At 69.2% G+C, this 16,224-nt stretch carries 8 protein-coding genes and 4 pseudogenes; 4 read left to right on the top strand and 8 right to left on the bottom strand.

Translation table 11 applies throughout. The features are described 5' to 3' along the window. Window positions 1–608: 608 nt before the first annotated feature. Window positions 609–3,062 carry a SpoIIE family protein phosphatase gene (locus ABD932_RS18395; RefSeq protein WP_345013979.1) on the bottom strand — a complete coding sequence of 818 codons (2,454 nt, stop codon included), beginning with the start codon at window positions 3,060–3,062 and terminating at the stop codon, window positions 609–611. A 337-nt stretch (window positions 3,063–3,399) separates the two neighbouring features. On the opposite strand from ABD932_RS18395, the pseudogene ABD932_RS18400 reads away from it, so the two are divergent. Further along, window positions 3,400–3,630 (top strand): annotated as a pseudogene (locus ABD932_RS18400) (Tat pathway signal sequence domain protein); the annotation flags it as partial. Then, window positions 3,630–4,336 (top strand): annotated as a pseudogene (locus ABD932_RS18405) (sugar ABC transporter permease); the annotation flags it as partial. The pseudogenes ABD932_RS18400 and ABD932_RS18405, both read left to right, overlap by 1 nt. Before the next feature lie 519 nt (window positions 4,337–4,855). Here ABD932_RS18405 and ABD932_RS18410 read toward each other — a convergent pair. The 3 genes from ABD932_RS18410 to ABD932_RS18420 form a co-directional block, all read right to left on the bottom strand. After that, window positions 4,856–5,821 (bottom strand): glycoside hydrolase family 6 protein, encoded by a 966-nt coding sequence (locus ABD932_RS18410; RefSeq protein ID WP_345013981.1) that lies wholly within the window; start codon window positions 5,819–5,821, stop codon window positions 4,856–4,858. A 112-nt stretch (window positions 5,822–5,933) separates the two neighbouring features. Next, a complete protein-coding gene (locus ABD932_RS18415; protein WP_345013983.1) occupies window positions 5,934–7,997 on the bottom strand; it encodes a glycoside hydrolase in 2,064 nt (687 codons plus the stop codon). 85 nt (window positions 7,998–8,082) lie between these two features. Further along, complete coding sequence (locus ABD932_RS18420; RefSeq protein WP_345014469.1) at window positions 8,083–9,723, bottom strand: glycoside hydrolase family 43 protein; 1,641 nt, start codon at window positions 9,721–9,723, stop codon at window positions 8,083–8,085. A gap of 468 nt (window positions 9,724–10,191) precedes the next feature. On the opposite strand from ABD932_RS18420, the gene ABD932_RS18425 reads away from it, so the two are divergent. Together ABD932_RS18425 and ABD932_RS18430 are read left to right on the top strand one after the other, a co-directional pair. Further along, on the top strand, window positions 10,192–11,838 hold the full coding sequence (locus ABD932_RS18425) for a glycoside hydrolase family 27 protein (RefSeq protein ID WP_345013985.1): 1,647 nt from the start codon (window positions 10,192–10,194) through the stop codon (window positions 11,836–11,838). A 50-nt stretch (window positions 11,839–11,888) separates the two neighbouring features. Then, on the top strand, window positions 11,889–13,031 hold the full coding sequence (locus ABD932_RS18430) for a CE1 family esterase (protein WP_345013987.1): 1,143 nt from the start codon (window positions 11,889–11,891) through the stop codon (window positions 13,029–13,031). 49 nt (window positions 13,032–13,080) lie between these two features. On the opposite strand, the gene ABD932_RS44005 is transcribed toward ABD932_RS18430, so the two are convergent. The 4 genes and pseudogenes from ABD932_RS44005 to ABD932_RS18450 form a co-directional block, all read right to left on the bottom strand. Continuing rightward, window positions 13,081–13,410: a hypothetical protein gene (locus ABD932_RS44005; protein ID WP_425587474.1), complete on the bottom strand. Its 330-nt coding sequence runs from the start codon at window positions 13,408–13,410 to the stop codon at window positions 13,081–13,083. Between the two features lie 368 nt (window positions 13,411–13,778). Further along, window positions 13,779–14,732 (bottom strand): expansin EXLX1 family cellulose-binding protein, encoded by a 954-nt coding sequence (locus ABD932_RS18440; RefSeq protein ID WP_345013989.1) that lies wholly within the window; start codon window positions 14,730–14,732, stop codon window positions 13,779–13,781. A gap of 135 nt (window positions 14,733–14,867) precedes the next feature. Further along, window positions 14,868–15,749 (bottom strand): annotated as a pseudogene (locus tag ABD932_RS18445) (RICIN domain-containing protein); the annotation flags it as partial. After that, a pseudogene (locus tag ABD932_RS18450) lies at window positions 15,741–15,905 on the bottom strand (MFS transporter); the annotation flags it as partial. The pseudogenes ABD932_RS18450 and ABD932_RS18445, both read right to left, overlap by 9 nt. Window positions 15,906–16,224: the final 319 nt, after the last annotated feature.

Raw genomic sequence — 16,224 nt, forward strand, 5'->3', positions numbered from 1 at the left:
ACGTGCAGGTCAGGCGCACATGTGGTGGGGCAACATAGTTCGGGCTGAGGTTATGCGTGGGGCCACCATGCCTGCTCGCGGCGCGGCGGCTGAGAGGTCAGGAGAGTGCGAAATTGATGCTGTCCGGGAAGCGCAGTTGAGGGTGATTCGACGGTGGCCTGCTGACTCCCGTGCTGGTTTGGTGCTGTGCGACTCGGTCTCTGGGTCGCGCCACCTGAACCGACGTCAGGAGTTGCTTGCTGGTTGACATGCGACGAACGTACGTGTCCTGTCCGGCTCAGTCGTGGGCTGAAAATCGTCCAGTGCTGGTCATTTTCCGTCCACCGGGGAGGGCACGTGCGGGCACCGCCGATACGCATGGTGGCAGCGCGATCGAGATCCGCGACGGCGCCAACTCGGGGCTGCTCCGCGGTACTGAGCCGAGCGCGCTTCACCCCGCTCGTGCTCCGGGCGTCCGGGACGGCGAACGCCGTACCACCCATGCAGCGACCAGGCCTCGTCGCCCGGATGTGGTGCCGGCCCTCGCGAGGCGGCGGGCTCCCGCACCCTAGGTGCGGTGCCGTTGCGTGCCCCGCCGCGCGGCCGGCGACCGTCCGTGGGCTTGGATCTCAGTGCGGCTCAGACTGGGGGAGGGTCTGCGCGCACCAGATCGTCTTGCCGTTGGTGGTGTGCCGGGTGCCCCACCCTTGGGTGAGCTGGGCGACGAGCAACAGGCCGCGGCCGCCCTCGTCGAAGGCGCGGGCCCGGCGCAGGTGCGGAGCGGTGTTGCTGGCGTCGGAGACCTCGCAGATCAGGGACGTATCGCGAATCAGCCGCAGCCTGAGCGGCGGCTCGCCGTATCTGATGGCGTTGGTGACCAGCTCACTGACGACCAGTTCGGTGACGAAGGCCGCCTCCTCCAGGCCCCAGGCGTCGACCTGGTCGACGGCGAACTTCCTGGCGCGCGGTACCTGCGCGGGGTCGGGCTCGATGTCCCAGTCGGCGACGTGGTGGGGATCCAGCGCGTGAGTGCGAGCGAGCAGCAGGGCGGCGTCGTCGGTGCGGCGTTCGGGGAGCATGACGTCCATCACCGAGTCGCACAGGGCCTCCAGTGAGGTGGCCGAGTGTTCCAGGACCCGCTGCAGTTCGGTGATCCGCTGGTCGACGTCGTGCTCGCGGCTTCCCACCAGCCCGTCGGTGTAGAGGGCGAGCAGGCTACCTTCGGGCAGCTCGAGCTCGGTGGCCTCGAAAGGCAGCCCACCGATGCCGAGCGGCGGTCCCGGCTGTGCGGCTACGGGTGTCCTGGTGCCGTCCGGAGAGACGATCAGCGGCAGCGGATGGCCGGCGCTCGCCAGCGTGAAGCGCCGGGAGACAGGGTCGTAGACGGTGTACAGGCAGGTGGCGCCGGACTCGCCGCTGGGCTGGAAGTGGCTGTCGGGCTGGAGGTCGCTGGCGAGGTGGAGAACCAGGTCGTCCAGGTGGGTCAGCAGCTCGTCCGGCGGCAGGTCGACATCGGCGAGGGTGCGGACCGCCGTACGCAGCCGGCCCATGCTGGCCGAGGCGTGCAGTCCGTGACCGACGACATCGCCGACGACCAGGGCGACCCGGGCGCCTGACAGCGGAATGACGTCGAACCAGTCACCGCCCACTTCCGCCTCGGTCCCGCCGGGCAGGTAGCGGGAGGCCACTTCGACCGCCTCCTGGATCGGCAGTCCCTGTGGCAGCAGGCTGCGTTGCAGGGTCAGCGCGGTCGAGCGCTCGCGCGAGTACCGGCGGGCGTTGTCGATGGCGACGGCTGCCTTGGCGGTCAGCTCCTCGGCGAGGATCAGGTCGTCGGCGGTGAAGGCCTCGGGCCGGTCGAGGCGGGAGAAGGTGACGACGCCGAGCAGCGCGCCGCGCGCCCGGAGCGGCACGGTGATCCGGCCCGTCAGCCCGTCCGCGGCGATGGACTCGTCGATCACCGGGTTGCCCGGTGGCCAATGGGCCGGGTCGGCGGCGAGCCCAGGCCCGAAGGCCCACTCGCCGCCCTGGCCGGGGTCAGCGGCGAGCTCGACTGTGGACCTGCCGGTGGCCATGCAGCGGGCGGCGACGGAACCGGGTCGGTGCGTGACGGGCTTCGTGGGTCCGGGAGCCCGGTCGGCGCCGTCCTTCGCGCTGTGCTGGGCGGCACGGCTGAGCCTGATCGTCTCGCCGGGCGAGAACGCGGACACGGAGGGCGGTTCCTCTCCGTGCAGTACCTCATCGAAGAGATCCACGCTGACGAGGTCGACGAATCTCGGCACCGGGGTCATGGCCAGTTCCTGGGCGGTGCCGATCACGTCGAGTGTCCGGCCGATGCCGCCGCTGGCCTGGTTGAGGATGAGCAGGCGTTGCCGAGCCCAGTACTCGGCGCTCATGTCGAATCCCCAGTTGGCGATCCCGCGTACCCTGCCCTCGGCATCCCGGACGGGCCAGATGCTGGTGGCCCAGGCGTTGGCGTAGTCGCTGCCGCGCGGGCGGAAGACGGTGATCAGACGCGTGGGCTCGCCCGTCCTCGCCACTTGGGCGAGCGCGTCGGTGTAGGGCTTGTCGTCCCGTTCGGGAAACAACGTGCGGTCGAATTCGGGAAGCACCTCGCGGTACTTCTTGCCGAGCACCTGCTCCTCGGAGTGCGCGATCACCCGGCACGAGGAGGCGTTGATCCACAGGAACCGCAGGTCGGGGTCGTAAACGCCCAGAGCGAAGGGAGACTGCTCGAAGGCCCGGTCGGCGATCACCGGACGGCGTCCCCAACGCTGGATGGTCACCACGTGGCCCAGCGCCCGCCCGTCGGCGCCGAGCAGCGGGTGAGCCGTCACCACGGCGTCCACCGTGGAACCGTCCCGGTGGCGCAGGGGGATGAACCCCGAGGGGTCGGGGCCGGCGCCGTAGCCCTCAGGGAAGCCGGGTGGCGGGGGATCGACCAGCAGGTCGGTCACGGGGCGCCCGACGGTGTCCTCCGCCGTCCAGCCCAGCAGCAGTCGGCCCCCCTCGCTCCAGCCGCTCACCATGCCGTCCGGGTCCACCACGACAGCGGCAGTGGGGGCATCCTGCTTGTCGGCCATCTCCACGCACCACGCCTCCGTCCGGACAGCCGTGCCCGTCAGGGCTGGTTTCCAGCGGCTGCTTCCAGCCTAGTTCGGCCCCCGCTCCACGGCGCTCCGGCTGGTGCGTTCGGGGTGCCGGGTGCCGGGTGCCGGAGCGGCCGAGACGTGGGGGCCTGCGCGTCCCCGCTCGACAGCAGCCGCAGTGCGTTCGCCGATGTGGGCCGGCTCCGTGCCGCACCTCACGGGGCACCTGTTGGGGTCGGCGGGTCTCGAAGGACGGGGCCGGCTCGTCCACGAAACGGGTGGCGCGCCGCTCAACGAGTTCCAGCCCGCCCGACCGGCCGTCAGGTCGGCGCGGCAGGGTCCCTTCGTGAAGAAGACGTCCACGTTCGGCATGAACATCGTCGAGCCGAGCCGCTACGCAACCCTCGCCAGCCAGTTCGAGCAGCTGGAGATCGACTTCGTGCGGGGCAACAAGAAGCTGTCCGACGTCCAGCAGGCCATCTCCACCTGGAAGTCCTCCGGCGGCGACAAGCTGCGCGACTGGTACAAGCAGCTCATCGACAAGAACGGCAGCGGCAACTGATGTCTCTCACGGCCGGGAGCAGGCCCGACGGGACACGTCACCCCCCCGGCGGCGGTCGAGGAACCGACGGCCGCGGTCACCACAGCCACCGTGAAGGAGAGTGCGCCCGCGCAGGGCCGGCAAGGCGGGCAAGGTTCCCTTCCGGGTCCGGTGGCGCCGCGACCGCGCGCTCATCCTGATGACGTTGCCCGTCATCATCCTGCTCCTGCTCTTCAACTACGTCCCGCTGCTCGGCAACGTCGTCGCCTTCCAGGACTACGACCCGTACGCCGCGGACAACGGCGTCACGGCGATGTTCCACAGTCCCTGGGTGGGTGTGGAGCAGTTCTCGCGGATGATGGACGACCCGTTGTTCTGGAGCGCGGCGAAGAACACGATCGTGCTGTTCGTGCTCCAGCTGGTGCTGTTCTTCCCGGTCCCCATCGCCCTCGCGCTGCTCATCAACAGCGTGATCCGGCCCCGGGTGCGGGCCGTGGCGCAGGCGATCATGTATCTGCCGCACTTCTTCTCATGGGTCCTCGTGGTCACCGTGTTCCAGCAGATCTTCGGCGGCGCCGGCATCATCGCTCATACCCTGGAGAACCACGGCTGGAGCGGCTTCGACCTGATGATCAACGCGGACCTCTTCAAGTACCTGGTCACCGCGCAGGCCGTCTGGAAGGACGCCGGCTGGGGGATCATCGTCTTCCTCGCGGCGCTGGCCGCGGGTGTCCGAAGAGCAGGCCGCTCGCGGTGTCGCGGGCGGCCTGCTCGGCTCGGCTACGGGCCGCCGGGATGCAGACCCCGTCACCCAGGCGGACCGTCCCCCCCGGCGAACTCACCGACACAGCGCGTCAGCCGCCGACGGAAGGGGCCGCGCAGGGCGAACAGCGAGCGGGCCCTCGGTGAGACGTCCGACGCGGGCGTCCGGACTGTCCTCTTCTCGGCCTTCCCTGCGCGGGTCGACGGCCGGACCGGGGAACTCGTAGCGTCCCTTGGACGGGGAGATGTTCCCCCCCCCCGGCCCCGCGGGCCGGCGTGTACTTCCACGCCGAACCCGCCGTCACGCCGTTGGGTCCGAGGGCGTTGGTGTACGTCAGGCTTGCCCCGCTGCACGACGGGTGGCGCCGTTCCAGTCCGGCCACGAGTACGTCGTCTCCCTCCTCAGCGCGAGTTCCTCTTCGAGCAGCCGGAGGAACGCTCTCGCCCTGACCTGCCGCGGGACCCGCGCCCGAGCGGACCCGGATCAGTAGCCGTAGACCATCTTGTAGGCGACCTCCGGGAGGAACTGCCCGGCCGAGGAGCCGGTTCCCACGCCGCAGTTGCCGTCGGACTCGCCCGGAACCTTGATCCACAAGAGCATTTCGGCGCCTCCGCCCAGCTGGGAGGGGGTGCCGATGCGGCGGCCCGAAGGGTTGCACCACTGGCCGTTGGAGCCGTTGCCGTTGCGGCTGGTGTCCACCACGAACGGCTTGGTGTAGCCGTACCGGGCACTGAGTTCCCTGTTGACGGCGTTGCCGTAGGCGGTGTTCTCGGCCGTGGTCAGGTAGTTGGAGACGTTGAGTGAGAAGCCGTGGGCCTGCCGCAGGCCCGCTTCGTGGAGGCGCCCGGCCATGGTCGCCGCGCTCGCCCAGGCCGGGTTGCCGGCGTCCAGGTAGACCCAGGTGTTGGGGGCCTGACGGTTGAACTCGGTGAGCGCTCCGGTCAGCATGCTCTCGCGTTCGTCGATCTGCGCCTGGGTCATGCAGCCGTAGTCCCCGAGGGAGTCGGGTTCGAGGACGACGACGGCAGGGCGGGCGGCGATTCCGCCCGCGAACTGGGCGATCCAGTTCGCGTAGGCGGCAGGCGAGGAGGCTCCGCCCGCAGAGTGCCCGCCGCAGTAATCGCGGTTGTAGATGTTGTAGGCGACCAGGACGGGCAGCTTGTCCCGGGCGTCCGCGGCGCCCACGTACGCGCCGGCGGCGGTGCCGATGGTGCCGCTCCAGGAGCCGAACCAGCGGGCCGTCGGTGTGTTGGCGATCGAGGCGTTGATCGCGGGTGTGCGGCCGTCACCGGGGTTGGTGGCGACCCATCGCTTCGCGCTGGAGTCGGGATCCGCGTAGAACCCGTTGGTCATGGTCGTCGGGTCGGCCGCGTGGGCGGGCGGGGCGGCGGCGAGCGCCAGCGGCAGTGAGGAGAGTGCTGCCACCAGGGCGAGGAGTCTGCGGCGCATGACGGTTACCTCGGCTTTCTGACATCTGGCAGGGGGTGCGTGCGTCCGAAGGTCGGCGGCGAGTATGGAGGGGGAGCGCTCCCACGGGAAGCGCTCCCCACGGCATGGTCGGTCAGCAGGTCGAGTTGGTCTGGGTCAGGAGGCCGAGCCGCCACGGGAGGAGGTTGTAGTCGCCGCCCGCGTTGGGGTTCATGCCCTGGTAGACGTACTGGAGCCGGCATGCGGGAATGGTCAGTGTCTGGTCGTAGCCGGCACGGATCATCTCGCCGTGGCTGATGTCCCGGGTCCAGGCGCCCGAGGGGAAGGAGACGTTGCTCGCCCGTGCGAACGGGTTGCTCTCGGACGCGGCCAGGGGTGTCCAGGAGCCGGCGAGGCTGCTCGTGGTCCAGGAGCGGAAGTAGCGTCGGCCGTCCGATCCGATGGCCTCGACGAGCAGCAGGTACTGGTTACTGCCCTGCACCTTGTACACGTTGCTCGCTTCGAACAGGGCGTACTTGGAGTCCTGGGCCGCGATGACGGTGTTGGTGAAGCCGTTCGGGAACTGGCCGACGGTCGTCTGCGAGCGGTACAGGTGTCCGTTGTCGTCGGAGGAGAACAGGTAGCAGTTGGCGCTGTCGCAGATCACCCACATGTCGACCCAGTGGCCGTTGCCGATGTTCTGCTTGATGATGTCGGGCATCGACGAGTAGAAGTGGCGCGGCGCGCTCCACCCGTTCGGGTTACTGATGTCGGGGTTGGTGGAGTACGAGGCGTTGCCGGTCTGGTAGACGAGGTACCACAGGCGTTGCGGCGCGTAGTAGAAGACCTGCGGTGCGGCCCGGTAACCGGACCCGATGGCGGTGCGGTCCAGGTAGTGGTGCGTGGCCGAGCCGGCCTGGGACCAGTCGCTGAAGTTCAGGTAGACCAGGTTGTAGCCGGAGGAGCTGGCGACGCTCGCGAACACGTGGTACTTGCCGTTGTACTGGACGACCGTCGGGTCCTTGATCCCGGCGATGTTGTGGGTCGAGTCCGGCTTCGGCGCGATCAGCGGGCCGCTGGAGCTCCACGAGTAACGGCTGGGCAGAGCAGCGGCGTTGGTGGCGCTGCGCGGGGCGGCGGGCTTGCCGCTGGTGGTGACGGGCGTGGTGGCGGCGGGCGTGGAGTGGGTGGCGGTGGGTGTGCCGCCCAGCGTCGTCAGCGCTGCGTTGTACGCAGGCTTCTTGTTGCCGCCCCGGTCGAACAGCAGCGGGTTCTCCGAGGCACGCCAGGAGTCGCTGTCGCGGATGCCCCAGACCGTGATGCCGGTGCAGCGTGCGACGTTCATGCAGGCCCTGACCGTGTTGGCGTACGCGGTCGGCGACGCCTGCGCGATGTCCAGTTCGGTGATCTGGACGTCCACGCCGAGGGCGGCGAAGTTCGACAGCGTGCTCTGGAAACTGGCGGGCGGGCCGCCGGTGCCGAAGTGGGCCTGGAGGCCGACGCAGTCGATGGGCACGCCGCGCGCCTTGAAGTCGCGGACCATGCGGTAGACACCCTGGGTCTTGGCGTCGCTCCAGTTCTCGATGTTGTAGTCGTTGTAGCAGAGCTTGGCCGCCGGGTCGGCGGAGCGCGCGGTGCGGAAGGCCTGCTCGATGAAGCCGTTGCCCAGCACGTCCCGGAAGACCGAGCTGCGGAGCTGACCGCTGGGGCCGTCGGCGAAGGCCTCGTTCACCACGTCCCAGGAGTGGATCCGGCCCTTGTAGCGGTTCATCACGGTGGTGATGTGGTTGTTCATCACGCCGCGCAGTGTGTTCGCGTCCCTGATGGAGCTGACCCAGCCGGGCAGTTGGGAGTGCCAGACCAGGGTGTGGCCGCGCAGGCGCTTACCGCCGGCCTGTGCGCGATTGGCGATCTGGTCGGCGGGGCCGAAGTTGAACGAGCCGCGGGACGGCTCGGTCGCGTCCCACTTCATCTCGTTCTCGGGCGTGACCGAGTTGAACTCACGGTCCAGGATGCCGGTGTAAGTGCCGTCGCCGAGCCGGCCCGCGGCCACGGCGGTTCCGAAGTACCGTCCGGACTGGGCCGCTTGGGCGCCCAGAGTGGAGGCCTTGACGGCGTCGGCCGCGCCGGTCGCGGTCCCGGGTGTCACCAGGACGGTCGCGGCCAGCAGGCCGAGGATCGAGGCTCGGCGACAGCCGAGCCGTTTCAGCGGGTTCATGGTTCTCCTCGTGGGGGGTGTGGGGGGTTGCGTGGTGCGGTCGGTGGACCTCCTCGGGGTGGGGGGGGGTGATCGGTGGGCCGCTTCAGGGCGTGGACAGGTCGAACCGCGTGACGCGGACCGCGCCGCCGAGGCCCTGCGTGGCGTGGTTGAAGAGGGCGAATCGGTAGCCCATGAAGAACCGCCAGTCGTTGCCCAGGGAGAAGGCCGGCCCGAGGCGGGTGAAAGTGGTGCCGTCGGTGCTGTAGGAGAAGGTGCCGAGGCGTCCGGTGCCGGGGCGGATGTCCGCGGTCGCGCGCAACCAGACGCGGCTGCCCGAGACGGCCGCGCTCGCGACCTCACCGCCGGTGTTGGTGGTGTTCCAGTTGCCGTCCATGGTCAGCCCGTTGACCATCACCAGCCGTGGGACGCCGCCGTCACGCCGAACGCCGATCCAGGCGGAGGAGTCGCGCAGCAGTGCCAGTCCGGCCCGGTCGCCGTCCCGCATCGCGGAGTGGTCGAGCTGGACCGTGGCGGTGGAGGTGGGGCCCTGGATGCGGTGCGTCAGGGTGTTGCGGGCCCAGTAGAGGTCGTTGGTGACGGTCGCGGTCCGCAGGGTCAGCCCGTTGCCGGCCGACCACTTGGTGTTGTCCGGGTTGTGGTTCCACTCCCATCGCGGCTTCAGGACCGGCCCGTCGAAGGTGTCGACGCCGGTCATCGGGGCCACCGGGCGAGGCGGAGGGGGCACGGCCGGGCGAGGATACGAGGTGCCCCATGCGCCGTCGACGAGCTGCACGACCGGCCAGCCGTCCGAGGTCCAGGTGACGGGTGCCAGAGCGGGCATCCGGCCACCGGGATAGGCGTCGACGAAGGCCATGTAGTACCAGGCGCCGCTCTGCGTCTGTACCAGCCCGCCCTGGTGCGGGACGCCACCGCCGGGGATCGGTCCGCGCAGGTCGAGGAAGACCTGCCGCATCGTGTACGGACCGAAGGGGCCGCTCGACGACTTGAGGATGTACTGGCCGTTCGCGGGGCGGGTCAGGAAGATGTAGTACTGCCCGTTGATCTTGTAGAAGCGGGAGCCCTCAAGGGTGCCGACGCTCGACGGTGTCGTGAACACCTGCTGGGTGCGGACCTGGGTGCGGCCGTCGGGCGAGAGCTGGGCCACGCTGATGGTGGTGTTGCCGTACGCCACGTAGAGGGTGTCGTCACCGTCGACGAGCAGCCCCGCGTCGTAGTAGGGGGTGCTGATCGTCGTCAGCCTGTTCCATGGCCCCTCGGCGGCGGTGGCGGTGTAGACGTACGTCCGGGCGAAGTCGATCTGGCCGAGCCAGTAGAAGGTCCTGTTGCTCGGCCGGTAGGCCAGTGACGACGCCCAGATCCCTCTGACGTAGCCGCGGGCACCGTGCAGGTCGTACTTGGCGCCGAAGTCGAGCACGGGCACCGAGTGGCCGGCGATCTCCCAGTTCACCAGGTCGTACGACCGCAGGACGGGCGCGCCCGGCGAGTAGTGCATCGTCGAGGCCGAGGCGTAGAAGGCGTCACCGACGCGGATGACGTCGATGTCCGCGAAGTCCTGCCAGATCACCGGGTTCGTGTAGGCCGCCGCGGTCGCGAGGTCCGGGCCCTGGGCAGCGGCGGAAACGGTGCCGGGGGCCGCGGCCGGAGGAAGCAGGGCACCGGCGGCCAGACCGGCGGCGGCCGTCACCGCGCGGCGGCGAGACAGGGTCTGATGAGTCCATGACATTTGCACGTGCGGCGTCTCCTTCTGTGGCCCAGCCGTGTTGGTTGGAGTTGCCCGGAGTGCCTTGCTCGGCTCGTGCGGAGCGGCTCTGTGTATACGCGATGTCGAACGTGGATCGACTTGTCGAGCACCCTGGATGATAGGAGGCCGGTGAACCCCGTCAATACCTCTCGCACGAATCGTCGTATGCTTCGAAACATTCGAAGCCGGTGATCCCATGTTGGTGCAGGTTGATTACCGGGAAGGTGCATGTATGTCGCCTTTCACAGGTCTTCACTGCTGCATCGTGAAGGGCTGTTCGGTGGCAGGTGTTGACTTGCTCGATGGCCTCTCTAATATCCGTGGAGCCTTGAGTTTCCGAATGAGCCACGAAACTTCGAACCGCACTTGCCCCCTCCAGTCATGTCATGGACGTGACATTTGTCTTCTCGGTACCCGTCCATGGCGCCCTTCCCTCTAAGGAGCCCCTTGGTGCCCAGACGATCAGGCGGACGGCTGCTCCGCCTCCTCGCGACCACCGTGCTGACGCTCACCGCGTCCCTGACGGCCTCCGCCGGCACGACCGCCGAGGCTGCGCCGGGCAGCCCGGCGCTCACCCCTCCGCTGGGCTGGAACAGCTGGAACAGTTTCGGGTGCGGGATCACCGAGGCGCAGGTCCGCGAAGCTGCCGACGCGATGGTGTCCTCGGGCATGCGCGACGCCGGCTACCGGTACGTCGTCGTCGACGACTGCTGGTTCGACCCGCAGCGCGACGCGGCGGGCAACCTCCGGGCCAACCCGACCAAGTTTCCCAGCGGGATGAAGGCGCTCGGGGACTACATCCACGGCAAGGGCCTGAAGTTCGGCATCTACCAGGCACCCAACGAGAAAACCTGCGCGCAGGGCGTGGGCACCTACCCCGGCTCCACGGGCAGCAAGGGCCACGAGGCCCAGGACGCCGCCTCGTTCGCCTCATGGGGCGTGGACTACCTCAAGTACGACTGGTGCTCCGGCAACGGCACCCTCACCGAGCAGATCGCACAGTTCACCCTCATGCGCGACGCCCTGCGCGCCACCGGCCGGCCGATCGTCTACAGCATCAACCCCAACAGCTTCCACGCCCCCACCGGCGACACCTACAACTGGGGCGAGGTCGCCGACCTGTGGCGCACCACCGAGGACCTGCTCGACATCTGGCAGAACAACAACACCAACAGCTACCCGATGGGCGTCGGCAACGTCCTGGACATCACCGCGCCCCTGGCCGCCCAGTCGGGTCCGGGACACTGGAACGACCCCGACATGCTCGTCGTGGGCCGTCCCGGCCTGTCACTGACCGAGTCCCGCTCCCACTTCGCCCTGTGGGCGCTGATGAGTGCCCCACTCATGGCAGGCAACGACATTCGCACCATGTCCGCCGACGTGAGCGCGATCCTGCGCAACCCCCGCCTGCTGGCGGTGAACCAGGACTCGCTGGGCGCGGGCGGACGCCGCGTGCGCGACGACGGCGACACCGAGGTGTTCGCCAGGCCCCTGTCCGACGGCTCGGTCGCCGTGGGCCTGTTCAACCGGGGCGGCAACACCGCCACGGTCACCACCACGGCCGCCCAGGTCGGCCTCACCGGAGGGCCGTTCACCCTCACCGACCTGTGGACCGGCGGCACATCCAGCACCTCCGGCCAGATCTCCGCGAGCGTCCCCGCACACGGTGTCGCCGTGTTCAAGATGACTGGCGGCAGCCCACTGGCCTCCACCACCGCACGCCTGCGCGGCAACGGATCCGGACGCTGCCTGGACGTCGACCGTGCCTCCACCGCGGCCGGGACCACGGTACTGATCTGGGACTGCCACACCGCCGCCAACCAGCTGTGGACCACCTGGGCCGGCGGCGAGATCCGCGTCTACGGCGACAAATGCCTGGACGCCTACAACCAGGGCACCACCAACGGCACCCGGGTCATCATCTGGCCCTGCAACGGCCAGAACAACCAGAAGTGGACCGTGAACTCCGACGGGTCGATCCGCAACGTCCACGCCGGACTGTGCCTCGACGCCGAACAGGCAGGAACCGCCAACGGGACCCCGCTGGTCCTGAGGACCTGCAACGGCCAGAACAACCAGAAATGGACCCGCGTGTGAGGGAGTCCTGCCGGCACATGGCGATGTTCCAACAGAAGGAGAGTTGCACGATGACGAGGACAAGATCCCTCTTATGGACCGCCGTGGTCGCGGTGCTGGTCGTCCTGACCATGGGCGGCACGGCACTGGGCCGCGGGCAGGGCGAGATCACTCCGATCACGGCCTCGGGCACGGCCGCAGCAACCGTCGGCACCGCAGCCGCGACCCCGGGTTGCGGCAAGGCCCCCACCCTGACGAGCGGTACGCACACGATCCAGAGCGGCGGCAAGAACCGGAACTTCATCCTGCGCATCCCCGACGGCTACGACCGCAACCGCCCCTACCGGCTGGTCTTCGGGTTCCACTGGCTGGGCGGCACCTCCACCGACGTCGCCACCGGTCGCACCGTGGAAACGGGCACCTGGGCCTACTACGGACTCCAGCGACTGGCGAACAACAGCGCCATCTTCGTCGCACCCCAGGGCCTCAACAACGGCTGGGCCAACGCCGGCGGCGAGGACGTCACCCTCGTCGACGACATGATCAGGCGGATCGAGGCGGCCCTGTGCGTCGACACGACACAGCGCTTCGCCCTGGGATTCAGCTATGGCGGCGCCATGTCGTACGCCCTCGCGTGCTCCCGCGCGACGGTCTTCCGCGCGGTCGCGGTCCAGAGCGGCGGGCAGCTCAGTGGATGCAGCGGCGGCACCCAGCCGATCGCCTACCTCGGAGTGCACGGCCTCAGGGACAGCGTTCTAGGCATCTCCGGCGGACGGGCACTGAGGGACAGGTTCGTCAGGAACAACGGCTGCACCCCCCAGAACCCGCCGGAGCCGGCGCAGGGCAGCCTGACGCACCGGGTCACCACCTACGCGGGGTGCTCCGCAGGGCATCCGGTCGCCTGGGCCGCGTTCGACGAAGGTCACATCGCCGCTCCGCAGGACGGGGCCGCCGGTGACAGCGGCTCCAGGACCTGGCTGCCGCAGGAGGTCTGGAAGTTCTTCACGCAGTTCCACACCTCCAACCCGGCGCCGGGGACGGCGTCCTGCCGGATCACCGGCACGGTCAGGAACGCCTCCCACAACGCCGCCCTCGCTCCAGGCGCTTCGGCCGACCTCGGCTTCCAGGCAGCCCACACCGGCAACACCGCCCCGCCGACCTCCTACACCCTCAACGGCACTGCCTGCGCTGTCACAGGGAGTGCACCGAAGTGACTGTCTTCTTGGTGCCGTCCGCGGCGAGGGCCGTCGCCGCGGACGGCTGTCATGGCGCCGGGCGGCACGCAAGCGCCCGGCGCTCGGCCGGGATCTGCTGGCCCGGCTGGGCCATGGGGCGCTGCGCACGGTGGGCGTGGCTCTCGTGGTGACTGCGGTGTGCACGCTCACCGGGCTGGTGCTCGGCATGGCGGCACAGGTCGGCGCGGGGCTCACGGAAGTGGTGTCGACGATGCCGGCGGTCCTCGCCGGACTGCTGACCACCGCGGTGACCGGCCCGTCCGCCTCGGGTGCCGCCCTCGCGGTCTGCCTGGTCGGCTGGACCCCTTACGCCGCCCAGGCCGCCGCCCTGCTCGAACAGGAGCGAGCGAGCGGCCACATGCTCGCCTCCATCTCCTTCGGCGCCGGCCCCGGATACCTGCTCCGCTACCACCTGCTGCCCGCCGTACCTGCCGGGTGTCCTGCGCAACGCCCTGCTGCGCCTGCCCACCACGGCCCTCGTACGGGCCTCCCTCGGATTTCTCGGTCTGGGCGAGCAGCCGCCCACCGCGGAGTGGGGCCGCCTGCTGTCCGAGAACCAGCCGTACGTAGAACTGGCGCCCTGGACCGTACTCGGCCCGGCGTGCGCACTCGTCCTGCTCTCCGTTCTCGCCGTATCCGGCACGGACGCCGTGGCTGTGGGCAGCTCGGCGTCCGTCCGGACGTCCCGTCGGTCCCGCGGGAGAGGTGCGCGGGCGGAGGGCGGGGTCAGTGCCGGGCGAACTGAACCCCGGTCGGTTGCACCACGTTCGGCCGCAGCGCGATCCCGGTGATGGTCAGTCGTTCTCCATAGATGTCCGTGATCCTGATCGCCTTGCCGCACCCGCTGCCGTCGGCGGAAATGAAGTAGTTGTATTCGGTGCGCGGCAACTGCCGCCAGCCACCGTCGGTCTTGACCTCCAGACGCGCGACCGGATTCCGGTGGCCGATCGACTGGATGCCGCACCAATAGGGGTTGGACCCGGTCTTGTACCTGATGGACATGGTCTCGGAGGTGTTGGGGCTCACCAGCTGCCAGGTGATCGGGATCCGGCCGACCTTGAGGTCGGCGAGCTTGGCGAAGGCCTGTTGGCTGAGGTCGAGTTGCCCGGGTGCGCAGGGCAGGGGGCATTCGTTGGTGATCCGTACGGTGATCGACTTGCCGTTGGCCGCGCGGACGAGCACGTACGCGCCGCATGCCCTGGACGTCTCGTAGTCAGTGGTGTTCATGGCCGCGATCATGAGGTCGGGACTTGGGCCGAACAGGCAGGCGCCGTCTCCGTCCTCGGCCTCGTAGGCAGTGGCGACGCCGGTGTAGGTGCTGCCGGGCCGGATCCGCCCCGCCGAGGACACCGTGGGGGACGCGGTTCGCGGGGACTGCGGGGTGCTCGTGGCCGACGGTCGTGGCGACTGGGTGCTCGCGGTGGCCGTCGGACTCGAACTGCTGCTCGCGGTCGGCGTCTCCGATGCGGTTGGGGTCCTCGTGTCGGACGGGGTTGTGGCCCTTACCTGGGTGGTGGCGACCGTCGATGCGGCGGTGGGCCCTGCCTCTTCCCTCCGGTCGGGGAGCAAGCCCATGACCAGGTAGGCGAGAACGCCCGCGGCGGTCACCGCCACCGTACTGGCCAGCATGAGCCTGCGTCTGCGTCTGCGCTGCCGCGCGGCCTGCCTCGCTGTCGTCATTTCCCGTCCGTTCGGAAGATCGAGCCGATGGTGCACTGCTCAGTGACCGCACGAGACGAAAAGGTTGCCGTCGATTTCTCAGCCGGTTGGCGATAGGAGTAGTACGCCGGCGCAGCCGCTCGCATGTTCCGAGGATCAGACAGCCGTGAAGCTCCACAGCAGGTTGCTGCTGTTGCCGTACATCCACTGCTTGGTGACGGAGCCCGATGCGACGTTGCCGCCGCCGTCGAGGACCAGGCCGGTGGTGCGGTTGGCGATCGAGTAGCGGTTGCCGCCGCGGTGGACGATCTTCCACTGCTGGTTGCTGCTGCCGCTCCAGGGGGCCTGGCGGGCCGGAGAGCCGTTGGTAGCGGCGCCCCAGCCGTCCGCGACCATGCCGTTGGTCCGGTTGACCAGCCGGTAGTAGTCGCCTCCGACCGCCTCCGCCTGCCACTGCAGGTTGGCGCTGCCGTTCCAGGTCCACTGCTTGAGGCTGGCCCCGGAGTCCACGTTGCCGCCGCTGTCCAGGGCGAGTCCGTTGGTGGCGTTGGTGATCCGGAAGTACGTCGCCGGGTTGAACTGGACCCGCAGTGAGGCGATCTGGTCGTTGTTGCCGGTGACCCGCAGGTCGGGGTTGTCGGCGGTGAAGGTCCAGGAGGTGCCGCAGAAGTTGTCCCCGGAGTAGCCGATCACCTGGTAGCCGGGGGTCGGCCGGAGGGAGGAGATGCTGCCCGCGCCCAGCCCGGCCGCGGTGAGGTCGGCCGTGGTGGGGTCACCGAGGGGGAGCACCGCCGAGTTGCCGGTGTAGTTGACGTTCGTGAAGGCGACGGATCCGCCGAGCGGCCGCAGCGCCGGGATCGTGCCGGAGAAGGTGAGCTTGAGGACGTATGCGTTCGCACTGTAGGGCGCCGAGGACGGCGGGGAGACCGTGAGGCCGGAGGAGCTCTGGGCCGGTGCAGGGAGGTCGATGTAGGTGCCGGCGGTGGTGCCGAGGAGCTTCACCGACCCGGCGTACCGGAAACGGGAACTACTGAGTGTTCCGCCGACCACGAAGAGGCCCTGCTGGCTGAAGGTCCGCAGGCCCGGGACGAAGCCGACCATCCACCCCGCCATGCCGAACGCTGTGCCGAGGTGCTCGGCCAGTAACGGCAGGACGGCGTAGAAGCTGATGCTGAAGGTGAGTTGGGTCAGGACCGGATGGTTCGGCGGGTCAGGACGAGGGAGATGAGATCGGTCATGGAGGTGTCCGTCATTCTCCGAGGTCCCGTCAGTGACCGGCCTCCGTTTGGCCGTGGTCGGCCAGACCTGGACATCTCATCGGGCCGAGTCTCGCCCGCCGCGGGTCTGGTCGATGGTGCGGGCGCCCACACCAGCAGGTCCACACCGGTTACCTGTTGATGCTGACCCCGATACCCCGAGCGTTGCTGTCGCTCTCTGCGCCTTGCATCCCACGAAGCCGTCCCGAGGACCTGCCCTTTGCCGCCGTCGACGACAACAGTGGTCTGCGGCTCCA

The sequence above is a fragment of the Streptomyces shaanxiensis genome (assembly GCF_039537145.1).
GTDB classification, from domain to species: domain Bacteria; phylum Actinomycetota; class Actinomycetes; order Streptomycetales; family Streptomycetaceae; genus Streptomyces; species Streptomyces shaanxiensis.

Excerpts from the sequence above, each read along its gene's own strand:
- ABD932_RS18395 (WP_345013979.1), bottom strand. The coding sequence starts at position 3,062 with ATGGCCGACAAGCAGGATGCCCCCACTGCCGCTGTCGTGGTGGACCCG.
- ABD932_RS18410 (WP_345013981.1), bottom strand. The coding sequence starts at position 5,821 with ATGCGCCGCAGACTCCTCGCCCTGGTGGCAGCACTCTCCTCACTGCCG.
- ABD932_RS18415 (WP_345013983.1), bottom strand. The coding sequence starts at position 7,997 with ATGAACCCGCTGAAACGGCTCGGCTGTCGCCGAGCCTCGATCCTCGGC.
- ABD932_RS18420 (WP_345014469.1), bottom strand. The coding sequence starts at position 9,723 with ATGTCATGGACTCATCAGACCCTGTCTCGCCGCCGCGCGGTGACGGCC.
- ABD932_RS18430 (WP_345013987.1), top strand. The coding sequence starts at position 11,889 with ATGACGAGGACAAGATCCCTCTTATGGACCGCCGTGGTCGCGGTGCTG.
- ABD932_RS18440 (WP_345013989.1), bottom strand. The coding sequence starts at position 14,732 with ATGACGACAGCGAGGCAGGCCGCGCGGCAGCGCAGACGCAGACGCAGG.